General features: G+C 60.9%; 13 protein-coding genes. All 13 read left to right on the top strand.

Going from position 1 to position 15,253, the window contains the following annotated elements:
* Nucleotides 1-5 precede the first annotated feature (5 nt).
* Complete coding sequence (locus BST28156_RS08440; protein ID WP_012218003.1) at nucleotides 6-1,214, top strand: vWA domain-containing protein; 1,209 nt, start codon at nucleotides 6-8, stop codon at nucleotides 1,212-1,214.
* Nucleotides 1,215-1,488: 274 nt separating this feature from the next.
* Nucleotides 1,489-2,535 carry a TadA family conjugal transfer-associated ATPase gene (locus tag BST28156_RS08445; protein WP_012218004.1) on the top strand — a complete coding sequence of 349 codons (1,047 nt, stop codon included), beginning with the start codon at nucleotides 1,489-1,491 and terminating at the stop codon, nucleotides 2,533-2,535.
* An 18-nt stretch (nucleotides 2,536-2,553) separates the two neighbouring features.
* Nucleotides 2,554-2,934, top strand: coding sequence for a hypothetical protein (locus BST28156_RS08450; RefSeq protein WP_012218005.1), 381 nt, complete (start codon nucleotides 2,554-2,556; stop codon nucleotides 2,932-2,934).
* Complete coding sequence (locus BST28156_RS08455) at nucleotides 2,927-3,238, top strand: VirB3 family type IV secretion system protein (RefSeq protein ID WP_080512404.1); 312 nt, start codon at nucleotides 2,927-2,929, stop codon at nucleotides 3,236-3,238. The genes BST28156_RS08450 and BST28156_RS08455 overlap by 8 nt, the downstream gene beginning before the upstream one ends.
* Nucleotides 3,235-5,712: a VirB4 family type IV secretion system protein gene (locus tag BST28156_RS08460; RefSeq protein ID WP_012218007.1), complete on the top strand. Its 2,478-nt coding sequence runs from the start codon at nucleotides 3,235-3,237 to the stop codon at nucleotides 5,710-5,712. The genes BST28156_RS08455 and BST28156_RS08460 overlap by 4 nt, the downstream gene beginning before the upstream one ends.
* A 232-nt stretch (nucleotides 5,713-5,944) precedes the next feature.
* Nucleotides 5,945-6,685 carry a type VI secretion protein gene (locus BST28156_RS08465; RefSeq protein WP_012464924.1) on the top strand — a complete coding sequence of 247 codons (741 nt, stop codon included), beginning with the start codon at nucleotides 5,945-5,947 and terminating at the stop codon, nucleotides 6,683-6,685.
* Entirely contained in the window at nucleotides 6,682-7,692 is a 1,011-nt protein-coding gene (locus BST28156_RS08470; protein WP_012218009.1) for a type IV secretion system protein, read from the top strand. Before BST28156_RS08465 ends, BST28156_RS08470 begins: the two co-directional genes overlap by 4 nt.
* Nucleotides 7,692-9,032 carry a TraI domain-containing protein gene (locus BST28156_RS08475; protein ID WP_012218010.1) on the top strand — a complete coding sequence of 447 codons (1,341 nt, stop codon included), beginning with the start codon at nucleotides 7,692-7,694 and terminating at the stop codon, nucleotides 9,030-9,032. The genes BST28156_RS08470 and BST28156_RS08475 overlap by 1 nt, the downstream gene beginning before the upstream one ends.
* Entirely contained in the window at nucleotides 9,029-10,897 is a 1,869-nt protein-coding gene (traD, locus tag BST28156_RS08480; protein WP_012218011.1) for a conjugative transfer system coupling protein TraD, read from the top strand. Before BST28156_RS08475 ends, traD begins: the two co-directional genes overlap by 4 nt.
* Before the next feature lie 10 nt (nucleotides 10,898-10,907).
* Complete coding sequence (locus BST28156_RS08485; protein ID WP_012218012.1) at nucleotides 10,908-11,423, top strand: hypothetical protein; 516 nt, start codon at nucleotides 10,908-10,910, stop codon at nucleotides 11,421-11,423.
* Between the two features lie 209 nt (nucleotides 11,424-11,632).
* A complete protein-coding gene (locus BST28156_RS08490; RefSeq protein WP_012218014.1) occupies nucleotides 11,633-12,238 on the top strand; it encodes an IncC plasmid conjugative DNA transfer DtrJ family protein in 606 nt (201 codons plus the stop codon).
* Between the two features lie 354 nt (nucleotides 12,239-12,592).
* Nucleotides 12,593-13,486: a hypothetical protein gene (locus tag BST28156_RS08495; RefSeq protein WP_012218015.1), complete on the top strand. Its 894-nt coding sequence runs from the start codon at nucleotides 12,593-12,595 to the stop codon at nucleotides 13,484-13,486.
* A 17-nt stretch (nucleotides 13,487-13,503) separates the two neighbouring features.
* Entirely contained in the window at nucleotides 13,504-15,225 is a 1,722-nt protein-coding gene (locus tag BST28156_RS08500; protein WP_038442106.1) for an ATP-dependent helicase, read from the top strand.
* Nucleotides 15,226-15,253 lie beyond the last annotated feature (28 nt).

The raw sequence follows: 15,253 nt of genomic DNA on the forward strand, positions 1-15,253 counted from the left end.
TCGCCATGGACGCACGCATCGCGAAGCAGCGTACGGCTCTGGTCCTCGATCACCCGTTCATTGGCGCGTTGGCCCTACGGCTCAAAGTCCGCGAGGATCCGGGTTGCAAGACGTTCTGGACGGACGGTGAGTCGCTCGGCTACAACCCGGTGTATGCAGCGGGCTTGACGGATCTGCAGATCCGCGCGGTGCTTGCGCATGAGGTATGGCACGTCGCCGGCGGACATTGTTGGCGTCAGGGTCCTCGTGATCCCGAAGGCTGGAATGAAGCGTGCGACTACGTCGTCAACCTGATCGTGGAGGGCGCTGGGATGCAACTGCCACCTGGCGCGCTCATCGATAGTCGCTTCCAAGGGATGTCGGCCGAGGAGGTGTACGGGATTCGCATGCATGAGAAGCGGCAGGCGGCAAAGCAACATGCCGGTAGTCAGCTTTCCGCTCCGCGGCCGGGCAGCAAGCCGGGCAGATCTGCGGGCTCTCCGAATGGCCGACCATCAGGTTCGGGGGATGACCTTGCGGCCGAACCAGCGCCTTCCTGCGGGGAAGTCCGGCAGTACGCGGGACCCGACAAGCCGGCAAAGGAAGCCGAGTGGAAAGTGGCCGTGCTGCAGGCGGCCAAAGCAGCGCAGGCGTGCGGCAAGCTCGGCGGCGCGTTACAGGCTGCTGTGGAGCAATCCGCGGCGGCCGTGGTCGACTGGCGTTCGCTCCTGCATCGCTTTGCGCAGGACGCGGCACCGACCGACTACACGTGGGCGCAGCCGAATCGTCGCTATCTGCATCTCGGGATGTATCTGCCGTCGCTGAACGAGCCGGCAGTGGGCGACGCGGTGTTCGTACGCGATGCCAGCGGCTCGGTCTGGGATGAAACGCAGGCCCAGTTCGCGGCCGAGATTCTCGCTGTCTCCGAGGCGGTGCGCCCGCGGCGCTTGATCGTGATGGATTGCGATGAGCGGGTGACCCAGGTTCAGGTATTCGAGTCGGATGATCCGGTCGAGCTCGCGCCGTTGAAAGGCGGCGGTGGCACTTCGTTTGTCGATCCATTTCGATGGCTCGCGCGTGAGGACATCGAACCGGCGTTTCTCGTGTATTTGACCGACATGGACGGCACGTTTCCATCCGAAGAGCCGGCATACCCGGTCCTTTGGGCGTCCACGACACCGCTGAAGCGCGCGCGACGCGCGCCGTTCGGCGAGACGATCGAAGTCGTGTGCTGAGCGGCCGCGTGTCGGAGCCATTTCTGAAACCCGCCCGGTCCTTGTGACCGGGCTTTTTTTTGTCCATCGCGGGCGCATGCCACGAGTCTGCGTGTCCGAGAGGGGAGAAAGCTATACGATTTTCTTGAGCATTTCGGGGATGCGGCCACAACCGGTTGTTCGGAAAACCGCAAACCGACCGGGGCGGCGCGGGTTTCCACGGCCGCGCGAAAGCTGTTCAATTTTGCCATTCTTTCGGGCGACTACCGGACGTGCGAGCTTGAACAATAGCTGCATGTCTGAAATTGCCGAAAATCCCTTTCTGAAGGTCGCGCGACTCGAAGAGAACGCGGTACAGCTGTTCTTCGAGTCGCTGAAGCTCATCAAGCCGTACCTCGATTCACCAAATGTCGCCGAAGTCATGATCAACTCGGCGAACAACATCTGGGTCGAGGAGCGGGGGGTGATGCGCCGCCTCGAAATCGAATTCAATCCGGCGACGCTGACAGGTGCCATTCATTCGCTCGCGGCCTCGGTTGAGAAATCCGCGCACGCTGGTACGGCCCAGGGGATTATCAACGGCGGCCACAAGAATCTGCGGATCGCAACCGTCATGAAGCCGACGGCAATCGACGGAGATGCGCTCGCGATCCGGCGGCACCGCGAGACCAATCTTTCGATCAAGGATTACGCGCGCATGGGCGCCTTCTCCTTGGTCCACGCGAAGCGAAGCATTGAGCGGCCTATCTTCCCACCCGGCGTCGCGGATGAAGCGCTCGCCGAGGCGTTCACCACGATGGTTCAGCAGCGCGCCAATGTGCTCGTCGCCGGCGGTACATCGACCGGCAAGACTACGTTCCTCAACGCGCTGAATGGTCTGATTCCCAGTGAGGAGCGGGTCATCACGATCGAAGACACGATGGAGCTGAAGGTCGACCTTCCGAACCGGGTCCGACTTCTGTCGAACCCCGACAAGGGCGTGACAACGCAGGTTCTGGTGGCGCTTTGCCTTCGGTTCCGTCCCGACAGAATCATCGTCGGCGAAGTCCGCGGCGGAGAAGCGTTCGACTTCATCCAGGCGCTCAGCACCGGCCATGACGGCGGAATGGGTTCGATTCACTCGAATGATGCGCGCGGCGGCCTGAGCCGCCTCGAGAGCCTCGCGATGTTGGGCATCCCGCGCGGCAGCCGGTGGGAGCTCACCGACATGCGCAAGGCAATCGCCGACTGTTTCCACTACGTCATTCACCTGCGCCGATCAGGGGAGCTGCGCCATGTGTCGGAAGTACTGGCGATCAAGGGCTTCAAAGACGGGGACTACGTTCTCGAACGCGTTTTTTAACCACACGGGGTTTATCCAATGAAGAAGCACCTCCAATCGTTGCGTTCGCTGGTCCGGAAAAAGGTCCGGCACACCGCGCACTACTACTTCGGGCGTGGCCACCGGCTCTCCACGCTGATCGCGCTGGCGCTGACGTTCGCAGCACCGGCCGCGAAAGCCGTCGACCTCAGCGACCTGGGTAGCGCGACCGCCATCATTTGTCTGATCCAGGCCTACGTCAGCGGCCCGTGGCTCATGGCGATTGGCGTGGTGCTGATCATTGTCGGTGCGGTCGCGATCGCGAATTCGGAAAGCAATATCGGGAAATTCCTTTCCTCCGTGATCGTCGGGATCGGTCTCGCCGCGTGCGCGATTCCAATCGTCAAAAACCAGTTGAAGATCAACTACACCTGTGCGTGAACCGAAAAAGGTCAGCCGGTCGCTTTCCCTGCCCCGCCAAATGGGGGGCGCGGACCGCGGTCTCGCGATCGCCAACGGAACCCTGACCACATTGCTTTGCTACACCAGCATGTCGCCGACCTTCCTCGTCGTGGGAATCGTCGTCCATTGGGTGCTTCGTTGGCTGTCGTCGAGCGATCCGTGGTGGCGCGAGGTGCTGGTCGTCTACAACCGGTACCCCGACGTTCACGAGCCACTTGCGACAGCGGATGTTGCCGCCCGATTCCGGCGGCCGTATGGATTTGATCAGGAGCTTCCGTTGTGAGCGCCAACCCGAAGCGTCGAGCGGTTCAGGAAATCGCCCCGTGGGCGACGATGGTGACGCCCGAAATTATTCTGGACAAGGACGGGTCATTGCTGACCCTGTACTCGTTCGAGGGCGTGGACGCCGACAGCCCCAATTCCGACGAAATCTCGGCCGCCCGAGACAATCTCGACCATGCTTGCAAAAATTTCGACCACCGGATCACCGCCTGGTGGCGCGTATCGCACCGCCGAGTAAGGGGAGAAATCGGCGGCAAGTTCGCGTCGGAAATGGATCGGCACGTCGATGCGATCAACCAGAAGAGTATCGGGAGCGGAAAGTACTTCCGCAATACTCACTCTCTCGCGCTCGCATATACGCCTGAAACCGGCATCAACAAGCTCTTCGAAAAAGTCGCGTACCACATGACGGTGGGCGGAAAATCGGTCCCGATCGCGTTGCTCGAGACCGTCAAAGATATGGTCCTTGCGCGTAGTGCGTTCGTGTTCGACATGGAACGCATCACGTCGGATATCAAGCGCTTCGAAGGCATCCTGGACGCGTTCAAAGGCGGCGTAGCGCGCCTCAAAATGAAGCGGCTCCAGCTGCAGAGCGCCTTGGCGTTCCTTCACCAGACCGCCAATCCGTCGGTTCCCCCGCGGCGCGTGCGGTATCCCGTGACGATGCTCGACACCCATCTGACCGAAACCTTCGTGACGTACGGCGCCGAGCACATCATGTTCGAGTCCGCCTATGGGACACGGTACGCAAAGATCATCTCGGTGAAAGAGTGGATGGGCTTCCAGGAGGCCGCACTTGACGTCCTGACTGACGTCGACGCGGAGCTAGACGTGTGCGTCATGTTTCGCTTCCTCTCGACCAGCAAGGCACAGGCGTTCATCGAGAAGATGCGCAAGTTCTATAAGGTCGCTGCGTTCAGTCCAATGAAGATCCTGAAGGGGTTCTTCTCGAAGGACGAGAAGAAGGAAAACATGGAGAACGAGAAGGGGCGCGAGATCCTGGCAGAGGAGGCCGAAAACGCGCTCGCTCGCCTGATCGCTGATGGCCAGCAGTATGGCTTCGTGAACATCTCGGTAGTCGTATATGGAGACACGGTCACCGAGTGTGACGACAACGCGCGGGAGATTGTCGGCCGCATCGGCAACGCTGGATTCGGTGTACTGGTCGAGAAGCGCAACTTGCCGGCAGCGTGGGCATCGACGCTCCCCGGGCGCTGGGATCAACAAAAGCGCCTGCAGTTCGTCGAGACGCCAGTAGTCTCGGACATCGCGCCGGTGCGCGGCGTTGCGGAAGGCAGCGACGTTAATCCATGGCTCACGCAGCAGCTTGGCGAGAGAATCGGCCCTTTGACGCTTCTCCCGACCCGGCACCGAACGCTGCAGCGGGTCTCGTTGCACGATCCGAGTGGAAAGTCGCACGCGCTGATCGTCGGTCCGATCGGTGCCGGCAAGACGATCTTTCTCAACTTTCTCGTTTCCCAAACTGGACGCTTCCGGCCGCGCCGCATCAAGTTCGACAAGAACCGTTCAACGCGCATTCCGACCGTGTTTGCCAATGGCAAGTTCGTCGACGTCACCGGCAAGTTTGCAGCTGCGACGCAGGTCAACCCGCTGTCTCTGTTGGCCGATCCTCGGCACTACACCTACGTGTCGGGGTGGGTGCAGATGGCAATCGAGGGCGACGGTGAGGATTTCCGGTGCACCCCGCAACAGGAGCGGACGATCTACGAACGCGTTGTCACGCTCGCGCAGGGCTATGGTCCCGAGTACTGGACGCTCTCTTTCCTGGCCCCGCTACTGCCTGCCGAGCTACGGGACCGCTTGCAGATCTGGACGAAAGGTGAAAAGAACGGTCGGTTCTTCGACCACGTCGAGGACGCGTTCTCGCTGTCTGACGATCTGGCAATCGAGATGGGGGAATTGTTCGAAAGCTACCCGGTCGCTGCGGCGCTGTTTATGGACTACGCGTTCTATCGGATCTCGCAGTGGCTCGACGGCAAGCGCGTCACGATCATTGAGGTTGAGGAGTGCGGGTTCTTCTTCCGGTATCCGCGCTTCTATGCACGGCTGGAGATGTGGGTCGTGACGATCCGGGGTTTGAACGGGACGCTAGTGATGGCGACTCAGTCGCTGAGCCAGCTAGAACGGGTTCCGAACTTCGAGATCATGAAGGAGAACATCCCGAACTTCTTCTTCCTCCCGAACCGGGACGCTCGGAACAACAAACGCCTCTATCGCGATGTGTTTGGCCTGACGGACGACCAGATCGACATGATCAGCGATGGCGTTCCCAACCGCGACTATCTGTGGGTTACGCCGGATCACTCCCGGATGCTGCAGGCGAAATTCCCGAAGGAAGCACTCGCGATATTGCGCGCCGATGGCGCGGCGCAGCGGACTCTCGACAAGCACCTCGCCAGCGGCTCGCCGACTTGGCGCGAAGACTATCTCGCTGAAATGGCGACTCTCGACTGATGGGAACCCGATGAAGCCTACTACGATTTCGACGCTGCAGTCTCTGTATCGCGGCGCGCCCGGCCTGACGGAAGACGAGATCAAGAAGACCGCCACCGATACACCCGCACGGGTTCATCTTCCAGTGGGGCGGCCTTCGCTATGCCGCTCGTCGCAAACGCCCGTCCGACGGAACACAAACGCTGTTTGCCGCGCGCGCGGCACGTCGCAACCTCGACTGAAAGGCCTCACGATGAAACTTCTGCCGACCCTCCGCGCCGCAGCCTTCGCGGCATCCCTGTTCGTTGCGCAGCATGCCTCCGCGATGATCGTTTTTGATCCGACGAACTTTGCGCAAAACGTGATCACCGCTGCCAAGGCGGTTCAAGGGGAAATCTACCAAAACACGAACATCATCTATCAGTACCAGATGATGGCGAATCAACTTCTGCAGGCGACGAACCTGAATCCGGCGGCATGGAAAGCCGCGTACGACCAGATTACGGGCGATATCAACAAGGTCAAAAATCTCGTCGGAACGCTCAACGGCCTATACGGCGATCTGAAGAAGGGCGGTGAGTGGGTGAACCAGGTTCAGGGCTTGATCAGCCGGTCCGGAAAGTCGAACGCGCAGTGGTTCGCCGACATGAACACGCTGTTCGAGCAGAACGATAAGGTCGCGCGGAATTTATTCCAGATGGGTTCGAACATCATGCAGCACACCAACGACATGGCGCAGCGCCGTCAGGAACTGCAATCGCAGTTGTCGATGTCGCCAACGCAACAGGCAACGGCCGAGATCACGACGCATTACCTCGATATCGTCACAAGCCAGAACGCGGACATCCTCCAGCTCAGTGCCGCGAAGGCGCAAAAGGACGCCCAGAAGGACGCCCAACAGGCCGAGGAAGATAAAGAAAAGGCAGGCGACGCCCAGAAATTTATCTCGAAACAACAGGCCGAACGGGCCGCCTACGGCGTCGGTCAGCAATGAGGAATAGCGCGTTCCGCGTGTTGCTCCGTGGCGGGCTAATCTTGCTCGCGCTTGCGCTTCCGATCGTGGCCCGTGCGGCGCTACTCGACGGCTTGTCGGAGGCGATGTCATCTGGCTGGAGCTCGAGCTACGTGAACGGTGAGGTCGCGAAGGGTGCCAGCGCCGCGATCGATACGATCGGGCAGATCATGAAGGATCTGATCGATCTCGCTGTCGAACTCTCCAGGACGCTCGACAAGGAATCCAACAAGATGGCGTTCGGGCTATCGGTCACGACGGTCGTGCTGGCGTCGCTTAGGTTCGGTGCGACCAAGGATCCAATCGCCGCCTGGCAGAGTTTGTTCGAAGACCTCGCGATACTGGGCATCTTTGCGGCGATCTACATTGCGTACGACAGATGGGCGCCCGGGTTCTACAAGTGGTTTAACGAGATGGCGATCGCGATTTCAGGAACCGACGCGGATTCGTTGCCGATGGCGATGGTGAAGTCGGCCGGCGCGATCTATGACTCGGTCATCGAAGCACTGAAGGCAGAGCATTGGTGGAACTACATCGCGCTGTTGATCAACCTTGCACCGCTGCTATTCGCATGGTTGTTCCTGATGCTGGCGGCCCTCGTGTTTCTCTTCTATGTCTCGTTGGGCACGATTCAAATGGCCGTCGCGATCGTGATGGGCAAGATTGCATTCGCACTCGGCATGTCGGAGTTCACGCGAGGATGGTTCAAGAGCTGGCTCGATTACACGATCAGCGCAGGCATGTATATGGTCGTCGCCGCAATTCTTCAGCGTCTGATGACCACAACCATCGCGAAGTCGTTCGGGGACACGATATCGAAGGGACTGACGACGCCGTATGCCGGGTCGCTCACGCTGGACATGTCAATCTTCGTGCTGATCCTCGCATTTGAAATTCCGAAGTTTGCGTCGATGTTCGGGGGTGGGGCAAGCGCGAGCGGCTCGGCGTTCAAGAGCCTGACGAAGATGGCGACCAAGGGGTTGGCGTAATGGTGGCCACGGTGCTCTTTGAGGCGGCCGACGTCGCGGAACTGGTGCTCCGGAACGAACGTCGTATTGATCTTATCGCTCAGTGTGCGAACGAATCTTCCCGGCACGAGTTCGAGCGGAAATGGATGTCGGTGATTCTGCGGTGTGCGGACTGGTACTCGTCTATTCCGCTCAGTCCGGAGCTGTATCGAGAGCCGGCCGGCGCGTTCCGCTGGACGGTGGAAACGGCGTTCTACGCAATGCGCCTATCGGGCGGCTTGAAATTCGGAACGAACTTGCCATCGGAGCGCCGGCGTCGCGTCGAGCCGCAGTACAACTATGGCGTGTTTCTCGCCGCCATCTGTTCGGGCCTTGACGAACCGTATCGACATTTCGACGTGGAGCGAACGACGGACTGCCAGGTCTGGAACCCTTCCGTCCACGGCGCGGTCGGCCCCTGGCTCGGTGGCGCGCGCTATCGCATGACGCGGCGATCGACCCCGCTTCCTGTCGAGCGAATGCGCACGGGCATGTTGGCACATGCGCTCGTCGGTCCCGAGTTGCTGTCGGGTCTGGACGCGGAGGTGCAGGCCGAGATATTCGGTGCGATCAATCCGACCCAGAGCCCCCAAGGCGTGGAAACCTTGACGCATAAGGTCGTGCGGCAGGCAATCGCGACCGCAGCGGATTTTGATCGGAAGGCGCAGCGAGCCGTGTTTGAGCCCGTGACGTTTGCTGTTCCGTCGGCTATCCATGTGGCCGCCGAATTGGAGCCCAAACTCGATCCGGCAGCATCCTCAGCAACTTCTCTTGCCGCGGCGCCGACGCCGGCGGCGGCGGCGGAACCCGAGACTGCAGCTCCGGCGCCAGCGACTGATGCCCGCGTCGGGACTTCGATTCCCAGCCCGCCGTTGCCGCTCGCTACTGCAGGAATCGACGGGTCTTCGCGGGCGGCTCTATCAGCGGCAGCGAATGCGGCGCCGAAGGCACCTGACCAAAGGCAGATGGCGCTTGAGCTTCCGCCGGCGGCGGTGGTTAATCCGGCCGAGATTCGCCAAGAGCGACCGGGGGCCATCGTTACGCCGGCGGAGGACCGCTTCGACGAAATCCTGAAAGGCGCTCCGCGCATGATCTCCGACTTCTTCGTAGCACTGCAGCAGGACGTCGCCGGCGGCAAAGTCAAGGTGCGGTGGGCCGAAAAGGGCTTGGTGGTCTCGAAGCGCACAATTGGTGGCTACGGCGTAGCGAGCGACACGCTGATCGAGCATATGCGCCGACGCAACCTTCTCCTCGCGAACGAGCCTACCGAGGTTACGCTAGCACCGCGCATCGGTGAACTGATCCAGGGGCGCGATGCATGAGAGGCTACATCAACCACTTTCGGCCGATCTACGAGGTTCGCGCGGCATTCGGCTGGCTGATTGCGCTGCTCGCGTTGCCGCTCTCGGGCATGCCGTACGGCTGGGCCTTCACGCTGTTCGCGCTCGTGTCGTTCGCGATCCGTTCGGGGCAGACTTGGCGCGCGCTCAAGTTCAGGATGGGCCTGTCGACGAAATGGCTGACGACGCTGGCCGTGCCGACGTTGCTCGCCATTCAGAACCGCATGCGTGCCGAAGTAAATGCAATGTATCTCGGCACTGGCTTCGAATGGACGCAAAAGCACTGCCAGATGGCTCATGACATTTTGCGGATGCCGACGACCGAGATCCCTGGGCTGCCGAAGTGGTTGCCCAAGACGAAGGCCGGCCGTGCGTTCGAGGAGATGATCGAGAACCTCTTTGCGCCGAAGGACAGTATCCGGGACCGGACGCCGCAGGGCGCCTCGTGGATTCACGGTCTAGAGCCGGCCAAAGGCTTCGTTCCGTTTCATTACAAGGCGATGGGCGGCCATACCGCGGTGGGCGGCACGACCGGCTCGGGGAAGACGCGCACATACGAAGTCATCTCGACGCAGGTCATCCACTGCGGTGACGTGCTGATCGACATCGACCCGAAGAACGACAAAGAGTGGAAGGCGCGCGCCGAGCGCGAAGCGCAGCGAACCGGTCGAAAGTTCCTCTATTTCAATCAGGCCAAGCCTTCCGAGTCGATTCGCCTCGAACCGCTCGATAGCTGGTCGCAGCCGTCCGAAATTCCGAGCCGCATCGCGCAGCTGATGGAGGAAGGGCCGTTCCGGGATTTCGCGTACCTGTTCATCAGCCGATCGGTGAACGGTGAACTGTACATCGGCGACAAGCCGAATCTTCGGTCGATCCTGAAGTACGCACAGCTCGGCATTGATCCGCTGCTGGAGAAGGCGCTCAAGCGCTTCTTCATCGAGAGCGGAATGGCCGAATGGGAAGAACTCGTCGCCGCCGATACCGTCAAGTTCGCGAACAAGCCTGGTTCTACGCGCGTCGACGCGATGATTTCGCTCTATCAGGCGCGCTTTGGGGCGAACGACCGCGGGCACGAAGCGATCGACGGGCTGATCGCCACTCACGTGCACGACCGCGAGCACTACATGCGGATCATCGCGTCGGCGTTGCCGCTGCTCCAAATGCTGGCGACGGGTGAAACCGGCCTGATGCTTGCGCCTAAGGTCGACGACTTCGAGGACGAACGCGAGATCTGGACGATCGAAAAAGTCATTCGCCAAAAGGCGGTGCTCCACATCGGCCTCGATTCGCTATCCAACAGTATCGTCGCGAAGGCGATCGCGTCGATGATTCTGGCGGACGTGTCGGCGGTGTGCGGCTCGATATACAACTTCTACGACAAAGCACCCGAGGTGGTGCTGATCATCGACGAGATCGCCGAGGCGATCAATGAGCAAGTGATCCAGATCCTGAACAAGGGCCGTGGCGCCGGCTTCAAGGCGTTCGTTGCGTTCCAGACGCGCGCCGACCTGGAAGCCAAGCTGGGGAATGCCGCAAAAATGCTTCAGGTTTTGGGGAACCTGAACAACCAGATCATCTTACGCTTGGAAGACACCGACACGGCTGAGTGGTTCTCGAAGAAAGTGGGAGATACCGCGATTCGCAACCTGATCGTTTCGAGCAGTACGAGCAAGGCCAGCGAAGGCCACGTCGGGGAGTTCACCGGTTCGGTGACGCGATCGCAGCAGCTGGAGGCAGTGCCGTTGATTCCGACGCGTCTGATACAGACCCTTCCGAATCTCCAGTACTTCATGCGGATCTCGGGCGGCGCGGTGTACCAAGGACGTATTCCAATTCTTACAGGCTAAACAACCAAGCATGTCTGCCGTATTCAAAAAAATCATTCGCGAGCACAAACTTTCCGCCCACCTTACCCCGGTGTTCACCCTTGCGCCCGAGCTCGAGCTTGTATGCACGCGTGTCGCAGAGTTTGTCGGTGAGCACTTCATCGGGAAGGCGGAGCCGCTCGTCAAGGAGATGTTCGTGGACGGCCTTGCTGCGTTCAAGCGCGTGCGCAAGACCGGCGATCCGCATGTCGCGTTCATGCAAGGCTTGTTCGGGTCTGCCCACATGCTGTATGCGCGCCGCTTTGTCGTGCGCGATGGCGATCGTTGCCACGTCTGGTCGCCGATGTTCGAGTCGGTCACGGCGTTCGAATCGCGGTTCAAGCTGGCTCCGGAGATGGTGGACGAGCGCTGTCCGGAGAACATAAGCCAGAAGTCGGCGGCATTCCAGCTGGCCGCTCGCGCGCTGACCGGCGAGACGTTCAGACTGTACTTCGAGGAATACGATGTTGCTCACACATATTCTGATTCGGACGCTGACGCGGCTTGACGATCAGACCGTGCGGCGCGTGATGTCCACCGCGGCCGCGCAGGACGATCCGTCGGCGCCGCCGCCGGCAGAATTTCGACAGGGCAGGCATGCGATGGCATACGCCCTAGCGACATTCGTAGGGCGCCGGCCGGTCCATTTTTACGTAGGGCTATCCGGGCTAGTCGCGTTGCCGATCTATCTGGTCGGCACGTTTGTCGGGGGAATTTATGGCAGGTAGCCGGTTTGTCGGGCACATCAAAATGTGGTTTTTCTTCGTGCCCTTGCTCTCCGTTGCGCTCATGCCGGCAGCACCCGACCCGTCACTGTTCGATATCCCTGACGCGGAGGCGGCATCTGTGGCGAGCAGCCTCGGCGAGGTCCGGACCGCGGACGCCATTGACACAACGAATCGCACGTTCAAGCACTACTTCGTCGCGACCGGTCTGGTGCAGGCGTCGATGGCGTCTAGCGGCGAAACCCAAATTGAGGATGGTGGGGTGGCGAACTTCGCCAGCCGGTGGGTGCACAATTTCTGGCGTCTCGTGTACCGGATGGTCTATCGGATCACGGTGATGAAGTACTGGCTGCTGGGTATGCTGGTGTTCGGCATCGCAATGTTCACCGACGGGACGGTGCGTCGCAAGGTAAGGGCCGCGGCGGCCGGATACGTCAGCCCCCTGTCGTTCCACTTGGCCGGCCACGGGATTTTGCTGGTGTTCGGCGTCACCTTCACCGTCCTGATCGCACCGCTTCCACTCATCGCGCCATACTGGCTTGCTATCGCCGCGTGCTTGGGGGCGCTGCTTTGGAAGGCGGCCTCGACGTATCAATGACCGGGAAAGCTGCGGCTTTTTGTATAGCTTTCTGGTTTTAGGCCCACAACCGGTTGATCGCTGCATTGTCTCCTAACCGAGAAAAGCCTATCGAAATTGACGACATTTTGATGATGCTCGCTGCGTCAATCGGATCAAAATGAGTCATGGTCTACGGTCCTCGGAAAGCTCGACTCCCCGTAGAGCTTTCAGCCTTGCCCCCTTCTCCCCGGAGGGGGCTTTTTTTTGCCCCGTGTCTGCGCGGCGGTGCGAAAGCCGCGCGAAATCGTTCACGTTTCGGACGTGTATCGCGACATAGGGCCGCAAGAATAGACGCAAGCCGCACGTGCGGTTAGTCAACCAGAAAGGATCCATATGAGCACGATCAACGAAGAAGCGCACGTCGGCACCGATACGGCGGACGTGGCACCGGTCCACGCGGCCGCAAACGTGTTGGAAGGCGAAACTGTCCTTGCAGCGACGGGCGATTCGGCCGCGACCGACAGGCGCCCGACGACGGATGGCGCGGACGATGGCGACGTCGAGCGAGAGCTTGACGAGATGGAGCGATCGGCCGGCATTCTCCAGCGAGAAGGGCTGATCAGCGCCGAAGAGGCCGTGACCAAGCTGGAGGAGGTGGCGCGCACGCGCACGCTGTTCCGGGATCTGCCGCCGGAGCAGCGCGCGCGCATCGTCCAACGCCGACGCGAGATCGGTCGGGAACTGATGAACAAGCAGCTGTCGGGCGCCGCAGTCGTGACCGCCCGCGTCACGATGAAACACACTCGTCTGAAGCCGCTCTTCGAGCAGTGGTGGCCGTATCTGAACCGGATGACGATCAACATGCAGCGGTTCGGCCGTGCGACTTACGGTGCGAACGAGCAGGGAATCGTCAGCACGTGGTTCGAGAAGCAGCTCGACCAGCTCGAAGGCTACGTCAACGAGCAGCTCGACGTCGCAAAGGGCTTCCGGGAAAAAACGGAGGCCGAGATGCGCGAGCGCGGCGAAACGGTATTCGAGCCCACTGTGACGAAGCCTTCGCTCGATATCGAGGTCGAGGCTTACTCGCGGTTCTCAATGCGCCTGCTGTCCGTGATCCTGAAATTCGACCAGGTGATGGATCACTTCGACTTCCTCGTCTGGAACGGAGTCCGCGATCAGTCCGACGTCGACGACGAAACCGCGCGCTTCCTCCGCAAGTTCCACCCGGTCGGCCTGCGCGGCTACACGACCCACCTGAAGCTGATGAACACCGTTCGCGGCAACTGATCTGGAAGTTCGCTGCCATGCTCGACGAGTTGAACCCCCAACAGCGCGAGGTGGCACTTCTGCGCCGCCATTGCCTCGCAATCGCGTGCCCAGGCGCGGGCAAGACAAAGATGAGTGCAACGAAGGCTGCGTTCTTGCTGCAGGATCCCACGGCAGTGGTGGGCGCCGTCACCTTCAGCAAGGATGCGGCCGTCGAACTTCGCGAGCGCATTCTCGCGCTGGCGCCGGCGGATGCTAAACGCCGGCTGATCGCCGGCACTTTCCACTCGCTCGCGTACAAGCAGCTGCAACGGCCTGGCCGAGGCCGGCCGGATATCGCGTCGGAAGGGGATCGCCTTGGGATGCTTGGCCGCGTGCTTGCCGAGCTCGGGTACGACTGGAAGGTTGAGGAAGCTGTACCGATTATTGAGCGGATCAAGACGAACTTCGGTCGAGCCGATGAGGGCTCGGCAGAGGCCACGCTGTACGCTGCCTACCAGGACGCGCTCGAACGCAACGGCAAGATCGACTTCCAGGACATGCTGCGTCTCTCGGTCGAGCGAATGCAGAGCGGGGACATCAAGCCCTATCGGTTCACGGATCTGCTCGTCGACGAGTTCCAGGATACCGATCCCCTGCAGTTCCGGTGGGTCGAGCTGCACGCGCGCGCCGGCACAAACGTCACGGTAGTAGGTGACGACGACCAGAGCATTTACGGGTTCCGGGCCGCATTGGGGTTCCGGGGGATGGAGAGCTTCGAGAGCACGTTCGGGGCCCAACGCGTGGTGCTCGGGAGCAACTATCGATGCCGCGCGGAGATTCTGGCGGCCGCCGACCGGGTGATCCAGAACAACGTCGATCGGATGCCGAAGATCCTCCATGCGGATCGCGGCGCCGGCGGCGCGGTCGCGGCCCTGCGCTTTGACGACGAGTATGCCGACGCGGTGGCCGCTGTCGAAGCCCTTCGCCCGAAACTGTCTGCCGGCGCGAGTTGCGCAATTCTTGCGCGTACCAACCGGATCCTCGATCCGATCGAGTCAGTGTGTCGATCACACGGCGTGCCGTATTACCGGGCGTCGGGCGGATCGGTGCTCAACAAGCCGCAGGGCGCGCTGATGTGCAACCTGCTGCAAGTTGTCGAGGGCCACAAGCAGAACGGCATCGATGCCGTCCTGGGCTACATGGGCATGAGCTCCTATGATCTCAGCGCGTTGCACAAGCGCATGGACACTGCCTTTGTCCAGATGCAGAGGCAGGAACTGGTCGGCCTCGGGCTGCGCGAGGACACCGCGACTGCGTACCGGGCCTTCATGAAGCGGTTGGGCGAGTGGCAGGCGTTGTGCCAACGATCGTTCCACTCGCTCGCGCTGGAGGGCGTCTACGAATGGATGATGACGTATGCCAAGGGTGACGTCGCGATTCGTGCGATCCAGTGCATTTACGACGTGGTGAGCCGGTTGAATGGCTCCTTTACCGAACGCATCGAATTCCTGAAGCGTGACAACAACAAGCCGGGCGACGGTGTGCTCGTCCTGACGACGATGCACAGTTCGAAGGGGCTCGAGTACGACCACGTCTGGATAAGCCGATCGGAGGAGGGCGTTGTGCCTGACGAGAAGAGCCCCGAATCCGAGGAGCGGCGTCTGTTTTATGTCGCAATGACGCGCGCGCGAGACAGCCTTACTATTTCGTCGATTAAGAAGAATCCAGTTTCGCGGTTCGTGCTTGAGTCGGGTGTAGACGAGAAATCGGCCGCTTGATACGGCCGTTTCCGGACGGGAGCAAAGA

The sequence above is a fragment of the Burkholderia pseudomultivorans genome, assembly GCF_902499075.1.
Taxonomy (GTDB): domain Bacteria; phylum Pseudomonadota; class Gammaproteobacteria; order Burkholderiales; family Burkholderiaceae; genus Burkholderia; species Burkholderia pseudomultivorans.